19 protein-coding genes are annotated in these 20,753 nt (G+C 72.8%); 7 read left to right on the top strand and 12 right to left on the bottom strand.

Annotated features, from left to right (window positions below; translation table 11 throughout):
* Positions 1-18 precede the first annotated feature (18 nt).
* A complete protein-coding gene (locus BJ993_RS15385; RefSeq protein ID WP_179649738.1) occupies positions 19-831 on the bottom strand; it encodes an LLM class flavin-dependent oxidoreductase in 813 nt (270 codons plus the stop codon).
* The gene (locus BJ993_RS15380; RefSeq protein WP_179649736.1) at positions 828-1,646 is read right to left on the bottom strand and encodes an alpha/beta fold hydrolase; all 819 of its coding nucleotides are present in this window, start codon (positions 1,644-1,646) and stop codon (positions 828-830) included. Before BJ993_RS15380 ends, BJ993_RS15385 begins: the two co-directional genes overlap by 4 nt.
* 80 nt (positions 1,647-1,726) lie before the next feature.
* Between BJ993_RS15380 and BJ993_RS15375 the strand changes: the two genes are divergently transcribed.
* Positions 1,727-2,620, top strand: a complete 894-nt coding sequence (locus tag BJ993_RS15375) for a LysR family transcriptional regulator (protein ID WP_308645590.1) — start codon at positions 1,727-1,729, stop codon at positions 2,618-2,620.
* A 4-nt stretch (positions 2,621-2,624) separates the two neighbouring features.
* Here BJ993_RS15375 and BJ993_RS15370 read toward each other — a convergent pair whose 3' ends face one another.
* Both BJ993_RS15370 and hflX read right to left on the bottom strand, forming a co-directional pair.
* A complete protein-coding gene (locus BJ993_RS15370) occupies positions 2,625-3,314 on the bottom strand; it encodes an SGNH/GDSL hydrolase family protein (protein WP_179649734.1) in 690 nt (229 codons plus the stop codon).
* A gap of 84 nt (positions 3,315-3,398) precedes the next feature.
* On the bottom strand, positions 3,399-4,916 hold the full coding sequence (gene hflX / locus BJ993_RS15365) for a GTPase HflX (protein ID WP_036547567.1): 1,518 nt from the start codon (positions 4,914-4,916) through the stop codon (positions 3,399-3,401).
* 139 nt (positions 4,917-5,055) lie between these two features.
* Here hflX and BJ993_RS15360 point away from each other — a divergent pair, with 139 nt between their 5' ends.
* The 3 genes from BJ993_RS15360 to BJ993_RS15350 all read left to right on the top strand — a co-directional run bounded on the left by BJ993_RS15360 (position 5,056) and on the right by BJ993_RS15350 (position 6,727).
* Positions 5,056-5,457: a hypothetical protein gene (locus tag BJ993_RS15360; RefSeq protein ID WP_179649732.1), complete on the top strand. Its 402-nt coding sequence runs from the start codon at positions 5,056-5,058 to the stop codon at positions 5,455-5,457.
* 10 nt (positions 5,458-5,467) lie between these two features.
* Complete coding sequence (locus BJ993_RS15355; protein WP_179649730.1) at positions 5,468-6,121, top strand: vWA domain-containing protein; 654 nt, start codon at positions 5,468-5,470, stop codon at positions 6,119-6,121.
* 366 nt (positions 6,122-6,487) lie between these two features.
* On the top strand, positions 6,488-6,727 hold the full coding sequence (locus tag BJ993_RS15350) for a hypothetical protein (RefSeq protein WP_179649728.1): 240 nt from the start codon (positions 6,488-6,490) through the stop codon (positions 6,725-6,727).
* 21 nt (positions 6,728-6,748) lie between these two features.
* Here the strand turns inward: BJ993_RS15350 and BJ993_RS15345 are convergent, their stop codons facing one another.
* From BJ993_RS15345 to BJ993_RS26610, 8 genes are all read right to left on the bottom strand, one after another.
* On the bottom strand, positions 6,749-8,362 hold the full coding sequence (locus BJ993_RS15345) for an alkaline phosphatase D family protein (RefSeq protein ID WP_308645589.1): 1,614 nt from the start codon (positions 8,360-8,362) through the stop codon (positions 6,749-6,751).
* A 71-nt stretch (positions 8,363-8,433) separates the two neighbouring features.
* Positions 8,434-9,210: an SDR family NAD(P)-dependent oxidoreductase gene (locus BJ993_RS15340; RefSeq protein WP_179649726.1), complete on the bottom strand. Its 777-nt coding sequence runs from the start codon at positions 9,208-9,210 to the stop codon at positions 8,434-8,436.
* A 273-nt stretch (positions 9,211-9,483) separates the two neighbouring features.
* Positions 9,484-10,353, bottom strand: a complete 870-nt coding sequence (dapF, locus tag BJ993_RS15335) for a diaminopimelate epimerase (protein ID WP_308645588.1) — start codon at positions 10,351-10,353, stop codon at positions 9,484-9,486.
* Between the two features lie 37 nt (positions 10,354-10,390).
* Positions 10,391-11,020 carry a pyridoxamine 5'-phosphate oxidase family protein gene (locus BJ993_RS15330; protein ID WP_179649722.1) on the bottom strand — a complete coding sequence of 210 codons (630 nt, stop codon included), beginning with the start codon at positions 11,018-11,020 and terminating at the stop codon, positions 10,391-10,393.
* A complete protein-coding gene (gene ggt, locus BJ993_RS15325) occupies positions 11,017-12,846 on the bottom strand; it encodes a gamma-glutamyltransferase (protein ID WP_308645587.1) in 1,830 nt (609 codons plus the stop codon). Before ggt ends, BJ993_RS15330 begins: the two co-directional genes overlap by 4 nt.
* Before the next feature lie 61 nt (positions 12,847-12,907).
* On the bottom strand, positions 12,908-13,471 hold the full coding sequence (locus BJ993_RS15320; RefSeq protein WP_179649718.1) for a dihydrofolate reductase family protein: 564 nt from the start codon (positions 13,469-13,471) through the stop codon (positions 12,908-12,910).
* Entirely contained in the window at positions 13,468-14,412 is a 945-nt protein-coding gene (locus BJ993_RS15315) for a helix-turn-helix domain-containing protein (protein ID WP_179649716.1), read from the bottom strand. The genes BJ993_RS15320 and BJ993_RS15315 overlap by 4 nt, the downstream gene beginning before the upstream one ends.
* A gap of 18 nt (positions 14,413-14,430) precedes the next feature.
* Positions 14,431-15,687: a PucR family transcriptional regulator gene (locus BJ993_RS26610; protein ID WP_218864717.1), complete on the bottom strand. Its 1,257-nt coding sequence runs from the start codon at positions 15,685-15,687 to the stop codon at positions 14,431-14,433.
* A gap of 204 nt (positions 15,688-15,891) precedes the next feature.
* On the opposite strand from BJ993_RS26610, the gene BJ993_RS15305 reads away from it, so the two are divergent.
* Genes BJ993_RS15305 through BJ993_RS15295 form a run of 3 tightly spaced genes read left to right on the top strand, consistent with a single transcriptional unit; the run spans position 15,892 to position 20,643 of the window.
* Entirely contained in the window at positions 15,892-17,349 is a 1,458-nt protein-coding gene (locus tag BJ993_RS15305; protein WP_179649714.1) for a class I adenylate-forming enzyme family protein, read from the top strand.
* A 1-nt stretch (position 17,350) separates the two neighbouring features.
* Positions 17,351-19,222: a DUF3556 domain-containing protein gene (locus BJ993_RS15300; protein WP_179649712.1), complete on the top strand. Its 1,872-nt coding sequence runs from the start codon at positions 17,351-17,353 to the stop codon at positions 19,220-19,222.
* The gene (locus tag BJ993_RS15295; protein WP_179649710.1) at positions 19,219-20,643 is read left to right on the top strand and encodes a phytoene desaturase family protein; all 1,425 of its coding nucleotides are present in this window, start codon (positions 19,219-19,221) and stop codon (positions 20,641-20,643) included. The genes BJ993_RS15300 and BJ993_RS15295 overlap by 4 nt, the downstream gene beginning before the upstream one ends.
* Positions 20,644-20,753 lie beyond the last annotated feature (110 nt).

Raw genomic sequence — 20,753 nt, 5'->3', positions numbered from 1 at the left:
CGCGCGAATCACGTCCGATCAGCGCAACGGTCCGTCCCTCAGCACCGCGCGCACGTCCGCCACGGAGGTGCCGTGCGGATCGACGTCGGTCAGCCACCAGGTCATCCCCGCCGCCTCGAACCCGGCGAGGTCGGCGTCCGGGGCGAGGGTCACCGCGACGTCGTACGGCGTGGTGGGGTCCTCACGCAGTGCGCCGATCGTCGCGACGGCCTCGGCCAGCTGCTCGGGTTGCGCGAGGTTGACCGGCACGAAGCCGTCGTACCGGGCGGCGCGCTGGAGCGGCCGCTGCCGGCTGGGGAAGCCGGCGATCCACACCGGCACCGTGCCGCGCACCGGGCGGGGCAGGAACCGGACGTCGTCGACGACGTGGTGCTCGCCGCGGTGCCGGACCGGCTCCCCCGACCAGGCGTCCCGCAGGATCGCGAGGCCCTCGTCGAGCATCGCCGCCCGCGTCCGGTCGTCGACCTCGTCGCCGAAGCGCGAGAACTCCCCACCGAAGCGGTCGCTGCCGAGCCCGGCGCCCAGCACGAGGCGGCCGCCGCTGAGCAGGTCGAGCGATGCGGTCTGCCGCGCCACGACCTGCGGCCGGCGACGAGCCAGCGCCGTGACCATCGGTCCGATCCTGATCTCCGACGTCGCGGCCGCGACCGCCGACAGCGTCACCCACGGGTCGGCCAGCGCCTCGACGGGCTCCCTCCAGCGGACGTGGTCCCACACGAAGAAGCCGTCCCAGCCGTGCTCCTCCGCCTCCACCGCGAGCCGTACGACGACCGCCGGGTCCGCCAGCTCGTCGAACAGCGGCACCCAGATCGCCGACCTCACGCGCGTCATGACGCGGTCACCTCGGCGAGCGCGTCGATGAAGAGGTCCCAGACCGGCGGGGCGACGTCGTGCCCCGACCCCGGGAGGACGACGAGCCGCGCGCCCGGGACCGCGTCGCGCAGCGCCTCCCCGTGGGCCAGCGGGAATGCCGGGTCGAGCTCGCCGTGCACGACGAGGGTCGGCACCCGGATGTCCGCGAAGCCGCCGCCGGCAGGACCGGAGAAGTCCATGGCGTAGTGGTTGACCAGGGTGGCGGCGATGTCGCGTGCGCGGCCGACGTCCTCGGTGGCGAGGGCGCGCACGGCGTCCTCGTCGAAGTGGGGCGAGGCTCCCGCGTAGGCGCGCACCGCCTCGACGACGTACTCGACGACGGCCGCCGGGTCGGAGGCGTCGGGCTCCTCGGGGAAGTCGAGGTCGCCCATCGGCAGCTCGCCGGTCGTCGTGCTGACGAGGGTGAGGGAACGCACCCGCTCGGGGTGGTCGACCGCGACGACCAGCGCCACGCCTCCCGACATGGACCGGCCCACGACGTGGGCGCGATCGACGCCGAGGGCGTCGAGGAGGCCGATCGCGTCGGCCGCGAGGTCGCGCAGGCCGTAGCCGGGCTCACCCACCGGGAAGGTGGAGGACCGGCCGGTGTCGCGCTGGTCGTACCGGATGACGAACCGCCCGGTGCGGGCGATGCGCCGGCACAGCTCCTCCTCCCACCAGAGCATCGAGGCGCTGGCGCCGTGGATGAGCAGGACCGCGGGGTCGGCCGGGTCGCCGAAGGTCTGCGCGCACAGGGTGACGCCGTTGACGTCGTACAGGGTCTCGGGGTTCATGACTGCGACGCTAGGCCGCGCAGAGCATCGTGAAAAACGATTGTTCCCGATCGTGGCGTTCGTGATTTACGATCATTGACGTGTACGAGCTCCGGCACCTCCGTGCCCTGGACGCGATCGCGTCGGAGGGGACCTTCGCGCGAGCGGCCGCGCGGCTCGGCTACACGCAGTCGACACTGAGCCAGCAGGTGGCCGCGCTCGAGCGCTCCGTGGGCGGTGCGGTCTTCGACCGTCCGGGCGGCCCGCGTCCGGTCCGGCTGACGCCGCTCGGCCGGCTGGTGCTCGCGTCCGGGCGGGAGGTGCTCGACCTCGTCGACGACGCCGCGGCCTCGGTCGAGCGGTTCCACGCCGGGGACGGTCGCGTCGACATCGGCACCTTCCAGACGGTGACCAACGTGCTGCTCCCCGCAGTGGTGCAGCGGATCCGCGAGGCCCGTCCCGGTTGCGACATCCGGCTGGTGGAGGACGAGGCCGCCGATCCCGACCTCGGCGACCTCGACGTCCTCTTCTTCGACCGCCCCGGACCGGCCGGCGTCGACAGCACCCCGGTCATCGAGGACGAGCACGTCCTGGTGGCGCGGCCGGGCGACTTCACCAGCCGCCGGGTCCCCGTCGAGCGGCTCGACGGGGCCCCGCTGGTCGCCCTGCCGCCGATCTGCGACCAGGCCCTGGTGGTCGAGGCACACCTCGCCGCCCGTGGTGTCCGGCCCGACGTCGTGTTCCGCACCGCCGACAACCAGGCCGTGCTGTCGATGGTCCGCGCCGGACTGGGGAGCGCGATCATGCCGACCCTCTCGCTCGGCTGGCCCGAGCGACCTCCGGGCATCGAGCTGCACCGGCTCGAGCCCGCGCTGCCCCCACGGCGGATCCACGCGCTGACCCGAGGCTCCCTCTCGCCGCTCGCCGAGCAGGTCGTGGCGACCGCACGGCAGGTGGCGCGGGAGGTCCGGGCCGCCGGCGGGTGCCGGGCCTGACCTCCTACGAGGAGGTCAGCATCGCCTCGACCTGCGCCGCGACGATGTCGCCGAACTCCCGGTGGCCGGCCGGGTCGGGGTGGAGGTCGTCGTCCTGGTAGGTCAGGTCGGCGTCCAGCATCGAGAGGTACGACGCGCCGTACTCCCCCGCGAGCCGCTGCAGCGCCGCGTCGACCCGGGCGACCTCGCCCCAGCTCCGGTCCGGGGTCGCCGGCGGGCCGACCACCAGCACGCGGCGGCCGTCGAGCAGCCGCAGCAGCCGGCGGGCGCCGCCCTCGAGGTCGGCCACCGGCTGGTCGGTGTCGTTGAGCCCGCCCTCGACGACCACCAGGCGCGTCGTCGTCCGCAGCGAGCGGGGGGCCCGGGTCGCGTAGGAGAGGTCGCCGCAGCCGCTGGCACCGGCGCTGAACCCGCTGCCGGAGAAGCCGTCGACGCGGACCCGGCCGGGGAGCCGGACCGGCCACGACTGGTCGGGCTGCACGCCGGCGCCGACGGAGTAGGAGTCGCCGATCACGAGGACCTCGGGTCCGGTGCCGGTCACCAGCTCGCTCCGCTGCTCGGCACGCTCGGCCCGCTCGACGCACCGGTCCGGGCCGGCACCGGCGCGGGCCCAGACGAGGGCGGTGGCGGCGACGACCAGCCCCAGCGCGAGGAGCGCTGCGAGCGGGCGGGGACGAGGGTGGTGCCGAGTCACGACGAGATCATCCGTCGTACCAACCGAAATTGTCGCAAAATGCCGCAGACAGCGACACATTCGGTAGGTGCGTGGCCAACCCGCTCAGACCGCGTACGCCGCCAGCTCGCCGGCGAGCGCCTCCGTGGCCCGGCCGGACACGTGCGTGCCGTCGGCGGTGTGCTCCATCGAGCTGATCTCGCCGTCCTTGTGGATCCGGTCGATCAGATCCCCGCGCGCATAGGGGACGAGCGCGGTGAACTCCACGCGGGGCCGCGGCAGGTCCGCCTCGATCGCGGCGATCGCCTCGGCGATGCCCTCGCCCGTGTGGGCGGACACCGCGACGGAGTGCGGCTCGCGACGCAGCAGCCGGTCGATGACGATCGGGTCGGCGGCGTCGAGCTTGTTGATCACCACCAGCTCGGGGATCGAGCCGGCGTCGATGTCGGCGAGCACCTCGCGGACGGCGGCCAGCTGGCCCTCCGGGTCGGGGTGCGAGCCGTCGACGACGTGGACGATCAGGTCGGAGTCGGCGACCTCCTCCAGCGTCGAGCGGAAGGCCTCGACGAGCTGGTGGGGCAGGTGCCGGACGAAGCCGACCGTGTCGCTCATCGTGTAGACGCGGCCGTCGGAGGTCTGGGTGCGCCGCGTCGTCGGGTCGAGGGTCGCGAACAGGGCGTCCTCGACGAGCACGCCGGCGCCGGTGAGCCGGTTGAGCAGGGACGACTTGCCGGCGTTGGTGTAGCCCGCGATCGCGACCGACGGCACCTCGTTGCGGCGGCGCTCCTGGCGCTTGGTGTCGCGGGTGCCCTTCATGACCTTCAGCTCGCGGCGGAGCTTGGCGATCTTGTCGTTGATGCGGCGCCGGTCGGTCTCGATCTTGGTCTCGCCGGGGCCACGGCCACCGATGCCGCCGCCGTCGGCGCCGACCCGGCCACCGGCCTGGCGGGAGAGGTTGCCACCCCAGCCGCGCAGGCGCTGCTTCATGTAGTTGAGCTGCGCGAGCTCGACCTGGGCCTGGCCCTCCTTCGACTTCGCGTGCTGGGCGAAGATGTCGAGGATCAGCGCGGTCCGGTCGACCACCTTGACCTTGACCCGGTCCTCCAGGTTGCGCAGCTGCGAGGGGGCGAGCTCGCCGTCGCAGATCACCGTGTCGGCGCCGGTGGCCTCCACGATCTCGCGCAGGCCCTCGACCTTGCCGCGGCCGATGTAGGTGGCGGGGTCGGGCGACTGGCGGCGCTGGTAGATCGCGTCGAGCACCTCGGAGCCGGCGGTCTCGGCGAGCAGCGCGAGCTCGGCCATCGCGTTCTCGACGTCGGCGACGCTGCCCTCGGTCCAGACGCCGACCAGCACGACGCGCTCGAGGCGGAGCTGGCGGTACTCGACCTCGGTGATGTCCTCGAGCTCGGTGCGCAGGCCAGCGACGCGGCGCAGCTCGTGGCGCGCCGCCAGGTCCATCTCGCCGGTGGTCAGGTCCTCCGGGTCCGCGTCGGCGTACCCCGACTCCCAGGTGTCGTCGGGGTTGTCGGGGTCGACCGGGTCGACCAGGTCCTCGGGGTCGTCCCAGCCCTCGGTGGCTCGGAGGGCGGCAGCGAGGGAGAAGTCTTCAGCATGGTTCGTCATAGGCGTCGTCCAGCGTAACGACGGGCACGCCGCGATGCTTCCCGATTTCCTCCCGCGGGCACCGGGACGTCGTACGAACGCATGATCTGCGGATCCGCATTTCTTGCGTATCCGCAGTTTGTGCGGCACGATGGATCCCATGAGCGAACAGAGGCGTGGCGACCGGCCCACCGTGCCGCACGGCCTGGCGGCCGTGCGCCAGGCCCTCGACGAGGCGGAGGCCAAGGATTCCGTCGGAGCCCTCCCCTACCTTCGCGAAGCCGCCGATCGCCTCACCGAGCTCATCGACGAGGCGATGGCGACCGCGGTGCTGACCGGCCAGGCGTCCCTGCGTGGGGCGGGGGCGCAGGCCGGCCTCACCGAGAACGCGGTCGGCCCCCGGCTGGCCCGCACCCGCAGCCTCGGCGCCTACGCCGACGACCGAGGGCGGGTGACGGCCGCCGGTGTCGAGCGCGCGAAGTACGACCTGGAGACAGGTCAACCGCGGCAACCCGCCGCACCACCGGCGCCGATGCGGTTCAAGCCGCGGCGGCCCAGTTAGGAGAACAGCCATGGCCCGAGCCGACCTCACGCACCTCTACTTCCTGCTCGACCGCAGCGGGTCGATGCAGTCCATCAAGACCGACACCGAGGGCGGCTTCGCCGCGTTCGTGGCCGAGCAGCAGGCGCAGCCCGGCGAGTGCCGGGTGACGCTCGCGCAGTTCGACAACGAGTACGACGTGGTGTTCGCCGGCGTCCCGGTGGCGGACGTGCCGCCGCTGGACCTGCAGCCCCGCGGCTCGACGGCGCTCCTCGACGCGATGGGCCGCCTGGTCACCACCGCGGGCGCCGAGCTCGCCGCCCTGCCCGAGGACGAGCGCCCGGGCACGGTCATCGTCGCGATCATGACCGACGGCCACGAGAACGCCAGCCAGGAGTGGACGCATCCCGCGATCAGGGCGCTGGTCGAGCAGCAGACCAACGACTACGCGTGGCAGTTCCTCTACATGGGCGCCGACCAGGACGCGATCGAGGTCGGCACCCGCCTCGGCGTGCGACCCGAGGCCTCGGTCACCTACGGCCGCGGCAAGAGCCGCGACGTGCTGGCCATGACCTCGCAGAAGCTCGGCAAGCTCCGCAACGACCGGATGGCCGCGCCCGCGAGCGCACCGGCTCCGATGATGGAGGGCTACACGCGTGAGGAGCGCGACGCCGTCGGCGAGTGAACCCGAGATAGCCCCGGCGGCTCCCGGTCGTTGACCGTGCATGCGTGCTCGACGACCGGGGGGCGAGAGCAAGTGGCTGTGGATCGTGACGATCGTGGCGGTCGCGGTAGGCGCCCTCGCCTTCCTCAACCGACCCGACCCACCTGACGAGTCCGCCGACGACCCCGCGGCGGCGCCCTCGGCGACCCCCGAGCCGTCGGCGACCCCGACGCCGCGCCAGCGCAGGAAGAAGGCCGAGGCCGAGGAGACGCCGGAGGCCGTCGACCTGCCGTCGGGCCTGCCGATGCCGCCCGGCCTGGGCGGCTCCGGCGTGGCAAGTCGCTGCCGCGCACGGCGTACCAGATCAAGATCACGTCGGCGAAGCCGATGTACCGCGTGCAGTACATCATCCCCACGAGCGACGACCAGCAGTACGGCGAGGACAACGGCGTCGGCAACTCGTGGGTCCACAACACGACGGTCTGGGGCCGCCCCGACTACGGCGCCGCCTTCGTGCACGCCCTGTGGCCGGGCGTCGAGGTCACGTGCGTGGTCAGCGTCGGCGGCCGGGTGGTGGAGCGCCGCACGATCGTCGGCCCGTACGGCGCCATGTGGTGCCAGGGCTGAGGCCGGTCCGCCACGACCGGCTCAGGCCTCCAGCGGGTCCGGCTCGAGGGTCCTGAACCACAGCACGGTGCCGCCGCCGTCGTACAGGCTGACGGTGAGCTCGCCGGTGGCGGCGATCGCGAGGTGGCCGACGTGCTGGTTGTCCGGGCGCGGCGCGATCTTCACCGGCAGCGGCTCGTCCTTGCCGTGGGTGAAGTGCACGAGCGGGCCGAAGGTCTGGTCCAGCTCGGTGGGCCGGGCCGTGAACGGCGAGCAGTGCAGCGGCCCGGAGATGAACTCCCAGAACGGGTCGAAGTCGGTGAAGGTGGCCCGCCCGGGGTCGTAGTGGTTGGCGGCGGTGTAGTGCACGTCGGCGGTGATCCACACGACGTTGCGGATCCGGTGCCTCTTGATCGCCGACAGGATCCGCGCGATCTCGGGCTCGCGCCCCAGGGGCGGTCCGTCGTCGCCGTTGGCGACGCCGTCGAGGTCGCCGGTGTCGCGGACCGGCGCGGACAGCGGCTGGTCGATCGAGATCACCTTCCAGGTCGCCCGCGAGCGTCGCAGGCCGTCGATCAGCCAGGCCTCCTGGGTGGGGCCGAGCAGGCCCGCCTCGCCCCGCTCGGCGGCCTGCGCCGGGTCGGCGTCGGGGTTGGGGCCACGCCAGCTGCGCATGTCCATCAGGAACAGGTCGAGGTGCTGGCCGCGCGACACCCTCCGATAGATCCGGTTCGGCGCGAAGCCGTTGCCGTCGGGTGCGACCAGCCGCTGCACCGGCACCGGCTGGTACTCCTGCCAGGCCCGCCGGCCGCGCACGGCCAGCACGTCGGCCCGGCGCTCGGAGTAGCCCATGTCGTCGATGGTCTCGCCGGGATACCAGTTGTTCGATGTCTCGTGGTCGTCCCACTGCACGACCGAGGGCACCTCGGCATAGAAGGCCCGCACGTGCTCGTCGCGCAGGGGGTAGCGGTGGCGGCCGCGGAAGTTGGCCAGGGTCTCGGCCGGCGCCAGCACGTCCTCGGTCAGCTCGTTGCGCCAGGTCGTGCCGTCCTCGACGAGGAGCCTGGTCTCGGGCATCGGCTCGTCGGCGTAGATGGTGTCGCCGACGTGGACGAAGAGGTCGGGCCGGAGGTCCAGCATCATCCGGTACGTCGTCATCCCGCCCCGGCCCTTGTCGATGCCCCAGCCCTGTCCGTTGGTGTCACCGGACCAGACGATCGACTGCGCGGCGGCGTGGATCGGCGCCGTACGGAAGGACAGCTGCTCGGGTGCGCTGCGCTCGCCCTCCGGCGTCTCGAACCACACCTCGGTGTCGTACTCACGACCGGGGGCGAGGTCGCGCAGGTGGAGCCGCGAGGTGAAGTCGGTGCGCGGGTCGGTCCAGCGGCCACGGACGGTCCACTGGCGGGCACCGCTGCGCAGGCGCACCATCATCCGGCTGGGCTCGACGCCGCGCGACCAGATCACCGCCGAGCTGGTCGTGACCTCGCCGCTGCGGACGCCGGTGGTCAGGTCCGGACGACGCTCGACGAAGGCCGGGAACCGGGCCAGCCCCAGGGCCGGGACGGAGGCACCGGCCAGGCCGGCGACGATGGTGCTGCGGCGGCCCACGCGGAGCTCGCCGAGCCGGGTCCGGTCGTCCCAGAGGAGCGTCACGACCCACAGAAAAGCGCCGCGCGCCGACCAGCGAGGGTTCGCCGGTCGACGCGCGGGTGAAGTGCTGCTGACTACTTCGGGGGCATCCGGATGCCGCCGTCGACGCGGATGACCTCGCCGTTCATGTACGAGTTGGTGAGGCACTCGATGACCATGCTGGCCAGCTCGGCGCCCGTGCCGAGACGCTTCGGGAAGAGCACGTTCTGGCCGAGGTTGGCCTTGAACGCGTCCGCCGCCTCGCCCTCGCCGTAGATCGGGGTGTCGATCAGGCCCGGCGCGACCGTGTTGAGGCGGATGCCGGCGGCCGACAGGTCACGGGCGACCGGCAGGGTCATGCCGACGACGCCACCCTTGGACGCGGAGTACGACGCCTGGCCGATCTGGCCGTCGAAGGCGGCCACGCTGGCGAGGTTGACGATGGCGCCACGGCAGCCGTCCTCGTCGGGCTCGTTCTGGCTCATCACGGTGGCGGCCTGGCGGACCATGTCGAAGGTGCCGATCAGGTTGATCGCGATGACCTTGGTGAAGGCCTCCAGCGAGTGGGCCGACTCCAGCTGGCCGTCGCGGCCGATGGTGCGCTGCGCCCAGCCGATGCCGGCCGAGTTCACGACGGCGCGCAGGGGGGCGATCTCGGCGGCGGCCTTGACGGCGGCACCGATCTGCTCGGTGTTGGTGACGTCGACCTGGGCGAAGACGCCGTTGATCTCGGCGGCAAGGGCCTCGCCCTTGTCGGCCTGGAGGTCGGCGACGACGACGGTGGCGCCCTTGGCGGCGAGCGCGCGGGCAGCGGCCGCGCCGATGCCCGAGGCGCCGCCGGTGACGATGGCGGAGGATCCGGTGAGTTCCATGGCCCGGACTGTAGCGCCGCGCGGCGGACCGTGACACCAGAGGTGTCAGTGTCGGGGATCCCTGACGCGCGCCGGCCGGGATTCTCCGGCGCTCGCGACGTGGTCGTGGGCTCACGCTCGTCACTGCGGTTGGCGCCGGTGTGATCCGATCCCGATGGGTCGCCCACGCTCAAATTGATTGATATCAATCAATTTCAGCGAGCCGTTCCCACCGGGACCAGCTGTCGGCGGGCACGCCACTCCCTACCGCGGAGCGGGGCGGCAATCCGTCGGTCAGAGGTCGGTCGTGCCCTCGGCGACGACGACTGCCGGGCCGGTCATCAGGACCCGGTTGTCAGCCGTCCAGGTGATGGTGAGCGTCCCGCCGGGCACGTCGACGCGGAAGGTCACGTCCTCGGTCGGCAGGTGGCCCGGCTCGACGTGGCCGTCGGCCCAGACCGCGGCGACCGCGACAGCACAGGCGCCCGTGCCGCAGGACCGGGTCTCCCCCGAGCCGCGTTCGTGCACGCGCATCGCGACATGGTGGTCCCCCCGGCGCACGACGAATTCGACATTGACGCCGTTCGGGTAGACGCCGCCGTCGTAGCCGGGCTCCTCGAGGAGCGAGCCAGCGTCGTCGAGGGAGTCGACCTGGACGACTGCGTGCGGGTTGCCCATGTCGACGTTGAGCGAGTTCCACGTGCGCTCGCCCACGGTGATCTCGCTGCGGGGCCGGGGGAACTCCGGCGAGCCCATGTCGACGGTGATCTCGCCGTCCGTCGTACCCCCGGCGAAGGTCAGCACCTTCACCCCGGCGCGGGTCGCGACCGGCACAGGCACGGAGGTGTCGACGAGGCCCTGCTCGGCGAGGTGGCGGCCGAAGACGCGCACCCCGTTGCCGCACATCTCGGAGACCGAGCCGTCGGAGTTGCGGTAGTCCATGAACCACTCAGCCCCGCCGTCCAGCACCGTCTGGCCGCGACCGGCGTCGCCGACGGCGGAGGTTCGGATGACCCGCAGCACGCCGTCGCCACCGATGCCCGCCCGCCGGTCGCACAGGGCGCGGACCCGCTCCGCGGCGAGCTCGCCGTGGACGGTGCCGTCGTGGTCCGGCAGCAGGACGAAGTCGTTCTCGGTGCCGTGACCCTTGAGGAAGGGGTACACACCCCAAGGGTAGAGGGATCCACCCACCCCCCGGCACTCAGCCGTAGAGGCGCTCCTCGTAGCTGGGCCCGTAGTACGCGTCGAGCTCCTCGATGGTGTCGTCCGGCCGCTCCAGCCGCTGCGAGAGGACGGCGCGGCGCGGCACGACCGCCTCGGGCTCCCAGGTCTCGGGCTTCCACAGCTGCGAGCGGAGGAAGGCCTTGGCGCAGTGGAAGAAGACCGTCTCGATCTCGACGACGACGGCCAGCAGCGGGCGGTGGCCCTTGACCACCATCGCGTCGAAGAAGGGCGCGTCGCTGACCAGCCGGGCCCGCCCGTTGACGCGCAGCGTGTCGCCGCGGCCGGGGATGAGGAAGTTCAGCCCGACGTGCGGGTTGGCGAGGATGTTGCGGTAGCCGTCGGCCCGGCGGTTGCCGGGACGCTCCGCGATCGCGATGGTGTGGTCGTCGATGACGTGCACCAGCTGCCCGGCCGGGTCGCCCTTGGGCGAGACGTCGCAACGCCCGTCGGCGTCGGCCGTCGCGAGCATGCAGAACGGCGAGGCCGCCAGCCAGTCGCGGTCGACGTCGCTCAGCGCGGAGCGCTCCTTGTTCGCGGCCGCAGCGGTGGGCTCACCGAGGAGCTCGGTCAGGGCGGCCTCGTCGGCGATCTCGGTCCACGTCGTCACCGACCCAATGTAGGCCTGACCACCCCCGCCGATCCCCCGCCACGGCGTGTGGGCTCCGCCACCGCGGTCAGCTGTCCGCCCGGCCCCAGCTCGATCGCCGCGACGGCACCGATCTCGGACGCACTCGAGCCGGGCGGACCGGCCACCGCGAAGTGGTGCCCGTACGACGCCAGCGCGGCGCCGTACCTGTCGATGAACGCCTGCTCGGCGGTCACGTTGGCGGTGTTGCGCTGGGAGGCGCGCGGCGCGGCGACCGCCGCGGGCAGGCTCATGCCGAGGTCGAGGCGGTTGAGCAGCACCTGCAGGACGGTCGTGATGATCGTGGAGCCGCCCGGCGAGCCGAGCGCGAGGACCGGCTTGCCGTCGCGCAGCAGGATCGTCGGCGACATCGAGCTGCGCGGCCGCTTGCCGGGCTGGATCCGGTTGGGGTCGGCCGGGTCGTAGACGGTGGAGAAGTCGGTCAGCTCGTTGTTGAGCAGGAAGCCGCGGCCGGGCACGACGATGCCCGAGCCGCCGGTCTGCTCGATGGTGAGCGTGTAGGAGACGACATTGCCCCACCGGTCGGCGGTGGTCAGGTGGGTCGTGGACAGGCCCTCGGTGTCGGCGTCGACACCCTCCGCGTCGGCCGGCGCCTCGCAGATGCCGTCGTACGACGTCACGTCGCCCGCCGCGACCGGCTTGGTCGCGGCGACCGCGGGATCGACGAGGCAGCCTCGCTCCTTGGCGAAGGTGTCGTCGAGCAGCGCCTCCGTGGGCACGTCGACGTAGGCCGGGTCGCCGACGTAGCGGCCGCGGTCGGCGAAGGCGAGCGCCGTCGACTCGAGGTACTGGTGCAGCGCGGCCACGTCGTCGGCCGGCTCGGGCAACTGCTCGAGGATGTTGAGCGACTCCCCGACCGTGGTGCCGCCGGACGACGACGGCGCCATCCCGTAGACGTCGTAGCCGCGGTAGCCGATCGAGGTGGGCGCCTGGACGTGCGCGCGGTAGCCCGCCAGGTCGGCGGTCGTCATCGAGCCGACCGGCACCGGCAGGTCGGTCTCACCGCTCAGCGGCGGGCGCTGCACGGTGCGGGCCACCTCGGCGCCGAGCGCGCCGTCGTACAGCCATCCGGTGCCGCGGGCGCCGAGGAGCCGGTAGGTACGGGCGAGGTCGGGGTTGCGGAAGGTGCTGCCGACCGCCGGCACCCGGCCACGGGGCAGGAACAGCTCGCCGGAGCTGGTGAAGGTGCGGAAGCGCAGGGCGTTCTCACTGGTCTGGAGCGCGAAGGTCGGGTCGACGGTGAAGCCGCGCTGGGCGAGGTCGGCGGCGGGTCGCAGGGCGTCCGCCAGGGACAGGCTCCCCCAGCGGTCGAGCGCGGTCTGCCAGGTCGCGGGCGTCCCGGGCACGCCGACGGAGACGCCGCTGGTCACCAGGTCCGGGGTGAACGGGTAGGGCTTGCCGGTCGCCGGGTCGATGAAGGCGTCGGGCTGCATCGCGGCGGGCGCGGTCTCGCGGCCGTCGATCGTGGTGACCTCGCCCGACGCGGCGTCGTAGTGGACGAGATAGCCACCGCCCCCGACGCCCGCACTGTAGGGCTCGGTCACGCCGAGCGCCGCGGCCGTCGCGACGGCGGCGTCGACCGCGTTGCCGCCGCGGCGCAGCACGTCCAGCCCGATGGCCGTCGCGTTGGGGTCGACGGAGCTGACCGCTCCGCCGTAGCCGGTCGCGACCGGCACCTTGGGCGGCGGCTGCGGACCGGGCTTCGCCGGCGCGGGCGCGGCCGCGGAGAAGGTCGTGACCGCGACGGCGGTCGAGGTGGCCAGGGTGGCGGCGAGGGTACGGCGCACGGTGTCCTCCCGAGACAGTGGTCCGACTCCCTCCACCATGCCCGGGCTGTCAAGCCCGCCCTCAGCCCGCGCGGTCCTCCAGCAGCGGGCCGTCGACCTCGTAGCGGGCCGTGACGAACGCGCCGTTGGGAGCGGTCTCGACGAGCCGGAGCTCCAGCCGCCGGGGCAGGAGCGGCCGGCCGGCGCCGAGCGTGACCGGTGCGACCGACACGATGACGTCGTCGAGGAGCCCCGCGTCGGCGAACTGCCCGGCGAGGTCGCCGCCGCCGACCACCCAGATGTCGAGGTCGCCGGCCGCGTCGCGCAGGGCGTCGTACACGTCGGTCACGGGGCCGGACGCGAAGCGCACGTCGGCGCCCTCGGGGACGGGCAGGTCGCGGGTGGTCATCACCCACGACGGCTGGGAGTAGAACCAATCCTCCCCCGTCCTCTCGAGGTGCGCGAGCACCCACTCGTAGGTCGTCGAGCCCATCACCAGTGCGCCGATCCGCTTGATGAAGTCGTCGTAGGACTGCGGTCCGCCGCCCTCGTCCTGCGGCTGGCGCAGCAGCCACGCGAGCGAGTCGTCGGGGTCGGCGATGAAGCCGTCCAGCGTGGTGGCGGTGTAGTACGTCGTGCGGGTCACCGGTCTCCTCCGGTCTCGGGTTGCTCGCCGGCCTCGTGGCGCAGCCAGTTGATGGGGTCTCCGTCGTCGAGGTCGAGGTCGACGCCGGCACGGTGCAGCCAGCCGCGCACGAGCAGCCGCCGGTAGGCGCTGTAGGTCAGCACGTGGGTCACGATGCTGCTCAGCACGAAGGACTCGGGCGGCTCGCAGAGGGCGTCGATGATCAGGTCGTCCCAGCCGCCGCGCCGGTCGATGTCACGGACGGCGGCGAGCCAGCGGCCGGCGACGGCGTCGTGCCGCGCCAGCAGCGTCGCCGGGTTCGGGTCACGGTCGACCGCGGGGAACTCGGTGCCCTCGACCGCCGCGAGCCAGACCTCCTTCGCGAAGACCGTGCGCTCCAGCACGGCCGCGATCGACTCCTCCGGCCCCTCCCACGACGCGACCTGGTGGCCCGGGGCGCGGACCTCCCGCCACTCCTCCGGGCTGAGGCCCTTGGCGTGCTCGACCAGCGCGCGGGTGTCGTCGAGGTCGTGGCGGACCTGCTGGTCGGTCACCGGGTTCATGGCCTGCTCCGTGCTGTGGACCCACAGGCTCGTGGGCGGGTGGAAGTGGATGCCGTTGGCGGCGGGCAGCCAGACGCTGCCGGTCTCGCCGACGTCGCTCGGCGCGTGCCCGTAGGCGCGGGAGAAGGCGCGGCTGAAGCCCTCGAGGGACTCGTAGCCCGCCTCCCACGCGGCGTCCGTGACGCTCGACCCCTTCCGGATCCGCCACGCCGCCCGTTCGAGCATCACCCGGCGCCGCATCGCCACCGGCGCCTCGCCGGCGTCGCGGGAGAGCCTCCGGCTGAAGTGGTACGGCGACGCGTACGCCCCCTGGGCCATCGCGTCGAGCGTCCGGTTGTCCTCGTCGAGCACGGCGTCGAGCAGCTCGCGGAGGCGGTCGCGGCCGGTCGGTGTGCTCATGGGACGAGTCTGGACCGTTCAGTGCGGCGCCGCTTGACCGTTCTTGCGCAGCACCTCCGGCCCCAGCCACCGGCAGGCGATGAGCGCGAGCTCGAGGTCGAGCCGCTCCTCCCCGAGCGGCTTGCCGCGGGCCTCGACCGCGCGGTCGACGCGGTACTTCACGGTGTTCTTGTGCAGGTGCAGCCGGGCGGCGGTGGCGACGAAGCTCTCCCGGTCCTCGAGGAAGGCGAGCAGCGTCTCGCGCATCCGGGCGGCGCCCTCGGAGTCGGTGGCGAGCTCGCCGAGCGTGCGCGCCACCATCCGCCGGGTCGAGTCCATATCGCGCACCAGCAGGGCCGCCGCGCGGACCGTCGGGTCGGCGTAGGAGATCACGTCGGCGTCGTACTGACCGAGCTGGGCGACGTCGTGCGCCGCCGCCGCGCCGAGGTGGCTGGCCCGGAAGCCCTGCTCCCCGGCATCCGGTACGCCGAGGGCGACCCGGATGCCGCCGCCGTCGGCCGCCAGCACGTCCGCCACCGCGTCGAGGTCCACGTCGGCCGTGCGACCGATCGGCAGCCACGCCCACGCGGTGTCGCGGTCGCGCGGCACGAAGAGCGGGTGCCCGGAGCCGACCCGCTGGGCGAGCCGGGCCAACAGCCGCTCGGAGTCGGCGAGCCCGTTGTCGGCGCCGGCGGACCAGAGCACGAGGCCGAGGTGGTGCTGGCGCAGCCGGTAGCCGAGGGCCGCCTCGGTGGCGCCGACGTCCATCCGGTCGCCGCGCAGCAGCGCCTCGACGGTCTCGCGCTGGACCGCGCTCCGGTTGGCCAGCCACCGCTCGCGCTCGGTCAGGTAGGCGCCCATCACGTCCTCGGACACCGCGTCGACGTACTGGAAGGACGTGTCGGTCAGCAGGTTGCTGGTCTGCAGCGCGAGGGCCGGATCGCCGACCCGGCGGGCGATCTCCTCGCTGGCCCAGCGCAGGATCAGCTGCTGGCCGAGCCGGTAGGCGCGCAGCAGCGCGCTGGGCGGGGTGCCGCGCTGGGCGAGCCGGCGCGCGTACTCGACGGCGGCGGCCGGCGCCTGGATCTCGTCGATCGGCACGTGCCCGCGCAGCAGGTGGGCCAGGGTCTCGAGGTTGGAGCTCGCGCTGCCGTTGAGGAGGTCGACCAGCGACGGGTCGGTCGGGAGCTCGGGGATGCGCTTGCCGAACTCGACCACGAGGTACGACGTCAGCTCGGCCGCGCGCTCCGCGATGAGCGCCGCGATGCCCTGCAGCTCGCTCTCGGCATCGGTCACGGCGACCACCCCCTCGGTCCGGCTTTGGGCCGCGGCACCAAGGGGTGACGGCCGTCACGCCATGGTGCCAGACTGGCCCGTCGGCCGGTCTTGGCCCCGCAGCTCCGAATCCGCCCGTCGAGTTCGTGCTCCGGGACCAAGAACCTCGGGAGGCCGCAGTCCTAGCGTCGGAGCGTCACCACCCGAGTCCCGCAGGAGCCCCCGATGACCTTCGACCACCTCCCCTGGCACCGCCCCACGTCGTACGACGACCTGCCGTGCGTGCGCGACGACCGGCTGGACCTGACCTACCGGACGTTCGGCGAGCGGGTCGAGGCCGTCGCCGAACAGCTCGCGGCGCGCGGCGTCACGGCGGGCTCCGTCGTCGCCGTGATGCTCCCCAACCGGGTCGAGCTGCTCGTCGCGATCATGGCCGCCTGGCGGCTGGGCGCGGCGGCGACTCCGATCAACCCGACCTTCACGGCGACCGAGGCCGGCCACCAGATCGGCGACTCCGGTGCCGTGGTCGTGGTCACCACCGATCCCACAACCGTGCACGGCGGCGCGACGGTGCTCGGCGTCGACGACCTCGCCACCGCCCCGGCGGGCACGCTGCCGCCGGCCACGACGGCCCCCAACGACCTCGCCCTGCTCGTCTACACCAGCGGCTCGACCGGCCGCCCCAAGGGCGTGATGCTCGACCACGCCAACATCGAGGCGATGATCGCGAGCATGGGCGAGGCGATCGCCGTCACCGGTGACGACCACTGCCTGCTGGTGCTGCCGCTCTTCCACGTCAACGCGATCTGCGTCAGCTGGCTGACGCCGATGTCGGTCGGCGGGCAGCTGTCGGTGCTGCAGCGCTTCCACCCGGTCGAGTTCCTGCAGGCGATCGAGCGGCTGCGGCCGACCTACTTCTCGGCCGTGCCCACGATCTACTCCCACCTGGTCGCCCTGCCCGAGGAGGTGCGCGCGGACGTGAGCTCGGTCCGCTTCGCCGTCTGCGGCGCGGCGCCCGCGCCCCCGGAGCTGTTCGCGGCGGTGGAGAAGAGGTTCGGGTTCCCGCTCGTCGAGGGTTACGGGCTCTCCGAGGGCACCTGCGCGTCGACCTGCAACCCGGTCGGCGGCGTGCGCAAGCCCGGCACCGTCGGCCCGGCGCTGCCCGGCCAGATCGTCGCGATCATGGCGCCCGACGGGACGATGGCACCGACCGGCGAGCGGGGCGAGGTCGTGATCAAGGGCGGCAACGTGATGCGCGGCTACCTCAACCGGCCCGAGGCGACCGCCGAGACGCTCGGCGACGGCTGGCTGCACACCGGCGACGTCGGGATCCTCGACGCCGACGGCTACCTGCGGATCGTGGACCGGATCAAGGACATGATCATCCGCGGCGGCGAGAACATCTATCCCAAGGAGATCGAGAACGTCCTGCACGGCGACCCCTCCGTCCTCGAGGCGGCCGTCGTCGGCGCCCCCGATCCCGTGTACGGCGAGGTGGTGGTCGCCTTCGTGTCGCCCCAGCCCGGCGGCGGCATCGACGTGGACGCCCTGCTGGCCCGCTGCCGGGAGGAGCTGACCAAGGTGAAGGTCCCGGTCGCGGTGCACGTGCTCGACGTACTCCCGAAGAACCCCGTCGGCAAGATCGACAAGCCCGCGCTGCGGGCACGACTGGCAGGAGAGTGACATGGGTTTCCTCAAGCCCGCGCCGGAGCCGATGGCGCCCGCCGACTTCCTCGCGCTGCCGTTCCGTGAGCGCCTGCACGTCCTCACCACCAACTGGGTGACTGAGGGCTTCAACACCCCGCGGATGCTGCACGTCGTCTACATCCTCAAGATGCTCGGCCTCTACTTCGCGGTCGGCCTGGCCATCACCGGGTGGACCACCGACCACGTCCACTTCACCGACCCGGGCACGTGGTTCGACAACGTCGTCGTCTACCAGAAGCTCGCCGTGTGGCTGATGCTCCTCGAGGTGGTCGGCCTGGGCGGCGCGTTCGGGCCGCTGTGCGGCCACTTCGTGCCGATGCTGGGCAACATCCGCTACTGGCTGCGGCCGGGCACGATCCGGATGGCGCCGTGGGGCAAGCACGTGCCGGGAACCGGCGGCGACGAGCGGACCGTCCTCGACGTGGTCCTGTACGTCGGCGTGCTGGCCGCGCTCGTCGTACCCCTCGTCACGCACGCCGACCCGGTCACCGCGCTGCCTGCCGGGACCGGCCCGCAGGAGCTGGTGCCGCCGCTCGCCTTCGTCCCGATCCTCGTGCTGATGCCGCTGATGGGCCTGCGCGACAAGGTGATCTTCCTGGCCGCCCGCTCCGAGCAGTACCTGCCGATCATGCTGTTCTCCGCCACCCTCGGCGCCGTCGCCCTGCGCGACGGGGCGTCCGCCGGCGACTTCGTCGACCTCGTGGTCGCGTTCAAGATCATCATCTGCATCGTGTGGATCGGCGCGGGCGTCTCCAAGATCGGCGAGCACTTCATCAACGTGGTCCCGCCGATGGTGTCCAACTCCCCCGGCCAGCTGAACATCGTCAAGAGGCTGCACTACCGCAACGCACCCGACGACATCCGGCCCTCGAGACTGGCCTGGTTCATGGCCCACGTCGGCGGCACGACCGTCGAGATCATCATCCCGATCCTCCTGCTGACGACCGCGAACGACACCGTCGCGATGCTGGGGGCGGTGGCGATGCTCGTCTTCCACATCTTCATCACCTCGACCTTCCCGCTGGCCGTGCCGCTCGAGTGGAACGTCTACTTCGGCTACATCGCCCTCGTGCTGTGGGGCGGCACCGACCTGGGAGCGGGGTTCGACGCGTCGACGTACAACATCTGGGAGTTCTCGAAGCCCTGGCTGCTCCTGCCGATCTTCGCGCTGCTGCTGTTCGGGCCGGTGCTCGGCAACCTGCGTCCCGACCTGGTCTCCTTCCTCCCGTCGATGCGCCAGTACGCCGGCAACTGGGCCTCTGCGGTCTGGGCGATGAAGCCCGGGGTGGAGCAGCGGCTCAACGAGCTGCTGCTGGTCGAGACGCAGAACGACCAGCTGCAGCGGATGGCGCCGATGCCCTACACCGCCGACGAGGCCGAGATGACCGTGCAGAAGGCGGTCGCGTGGCGCGCGATGCACAGCCAGGGCCGGGGCGTGCTGTCGGTGCTGATGGAGCACCTCGACGACCTCGAGACCCGCGACGTGCGCGAGGGCGAGTTCATGTGCAACATCCTCGTCGGCTGGAACTTCGGCGACGGGCACCTCCACGACGAGCGCCTGGTCGCCGCGGTGCAGAAGCGGCTCGGCCTCGAGCCCGGCGACCTCGTCGTCGTCTACTGCGAGTCGCAGGCGACGCCGTGGCGCACGTCGCGGCCGCAGGAGTACCGGGTCATCGATGCCGCCCTCGGCGTCGTCGAGCGGGGCAGCTGGGACGTCCGCGACTGCGTGAAGGAGCAGCCGTGGCTGCCCAACGGCCCGGTCCCCGTGCAGGTCTCGTGGACCGCCGCCGGGTACCGTCGCAAGGGAACCCTGACCCAGCCGACCAGCGGGAAGGACCCCGTCGCTTGAGCAGTGCAGTCGTCGTGGGCAGCGGGCCCAACGGGCTCGCGGGCGCCATCCGCCTCGCCCAGGCCGGCCTCCCGGTGACCGTCGTCGAGGCGCACGAGCGCCCCGGCGGCGGCACCCGCACCAGTGAGCTGACCCTCCCCGGTGTGCTGCACGACGACTGCGCCGCCTTCCACCCGACCGGCGTCGCCTCCCCCTTCTTCCGCTCCCTCGGGTTGGAGCGGCACGGCCTGCGCTGGCTGTGGCCGGAGGTCGACCTCGCCCACCCGCTCGACGACGGCCGCGCGGGCGTCGCGGCCCGCGACATGTCGGCGTCGGTGGCATCCCTCGGCGTCGACGGCGAGCGCTGGCGACGGATGTTCGCCCCGATCGTGCGCAACTTCGACGACCTCATGGACGAGGTGCTGCGCCCGGTCGTGCACCTGCCCGGGCACCCGGTGACCCTCGGCCGGTTCGGCATGAAGGCCGCCCTCCCCGCCACCGTGCTGGCCCGCCGGTTCCGCGACGACCCCGCCCGCGCGCTGTTCACGGGCGTCGCCGCCCACAAGTTCGGCCGACTCGACGGGGTGCTCAGCGCCTCGGTCGGGCTGATGCTCGCCGGCAGTGCCCACGCCGTCGGCTGGCCGGTCGCCGAGGGCGGCACCGAGGCGATCACCCGGGCCCTGCTGGCCGAGCTCGCCGCGCTCGGCGGGAAGGTCGTCACCGGAGTCCGCGTCGAGTCGCTGGCGCAGGTCTCCGAGCTCGCCGGCGGCCGACCGGACGTCGTACTGCTGGACACGGCGCCGGCCGGCGCCCTCGACATCCTCGGCGACCGCCTGCCGCCGCGGGTACGTCGCGCGCTGACCCGCTACTCCTACGGACCCGCCGCCTTCAAGGTCGACCTCGCCATCGAGGGCGACGTGCCGTGGACCAACGAGGCGTGCCGGAGGGCGGGCACCCTCCACCTCGGCGGTACGGCGGAGCAGATCGCCGCCATCGAACGGGAGACCGTCCGGGGGCGGATGCCCGACCAGCCGTTCGTGCTCTTCGGCCAGCAGTACCTCATCGACCCGTCGCGCTCGGCCGGCGGCATCAACCCGATCTACGCCTACGCGCACGTCCCCCACGGCTACGACGGCGACGCGACCGAGGCGATCATCGACCAGGTCGAGCGGTTCGCGCCCGGCTTCCGCGACCGGATCGTCGCCACCGCCGTCCGCGGCCCCGCCGACCTCGAGGCCTACAACGCCAACTACGTCGGCGGCGACATCTCCGCCGGCGCCAACACCGCCCGCCAGATCACCTTCCGGCCACGGGTCGCGCTGGACCCCTACGCCCTCGGCGTCGACGGCGTATACCTGTGCTCGTCCGCGACCCCGCCCGGCGGCGGCGTGCACGGGATGGGTGGGTTCAACGCGGCGGAGGCGGCGTTGAAGCGCCTCTGACCCGGTGGTCGAGGAGGTCGCGCAGCGACACGAGCGATCCACCGCTCGGGCACGAGAGCCACGCCCGGCCCCGCGAGGGCGCGAACCGTGGATCGGTCGTGCGCTCCCGG

The organism is Nocardioides aromaticivorans, assembly GCF_013408525.1.
Classification (GTDB): domain Bacteria; phylum Actinomycetota; class Actinomycetes; order Propionibacteriales; family Nocardioidaceae; genus Nocardioides; species Nocardioides aromaticivorans.
The sequence above is the reverse complement of the archived record's forward strand: the minus strand, read 5'-3'. Positions and strand labels throughout refer to the sequence as shown.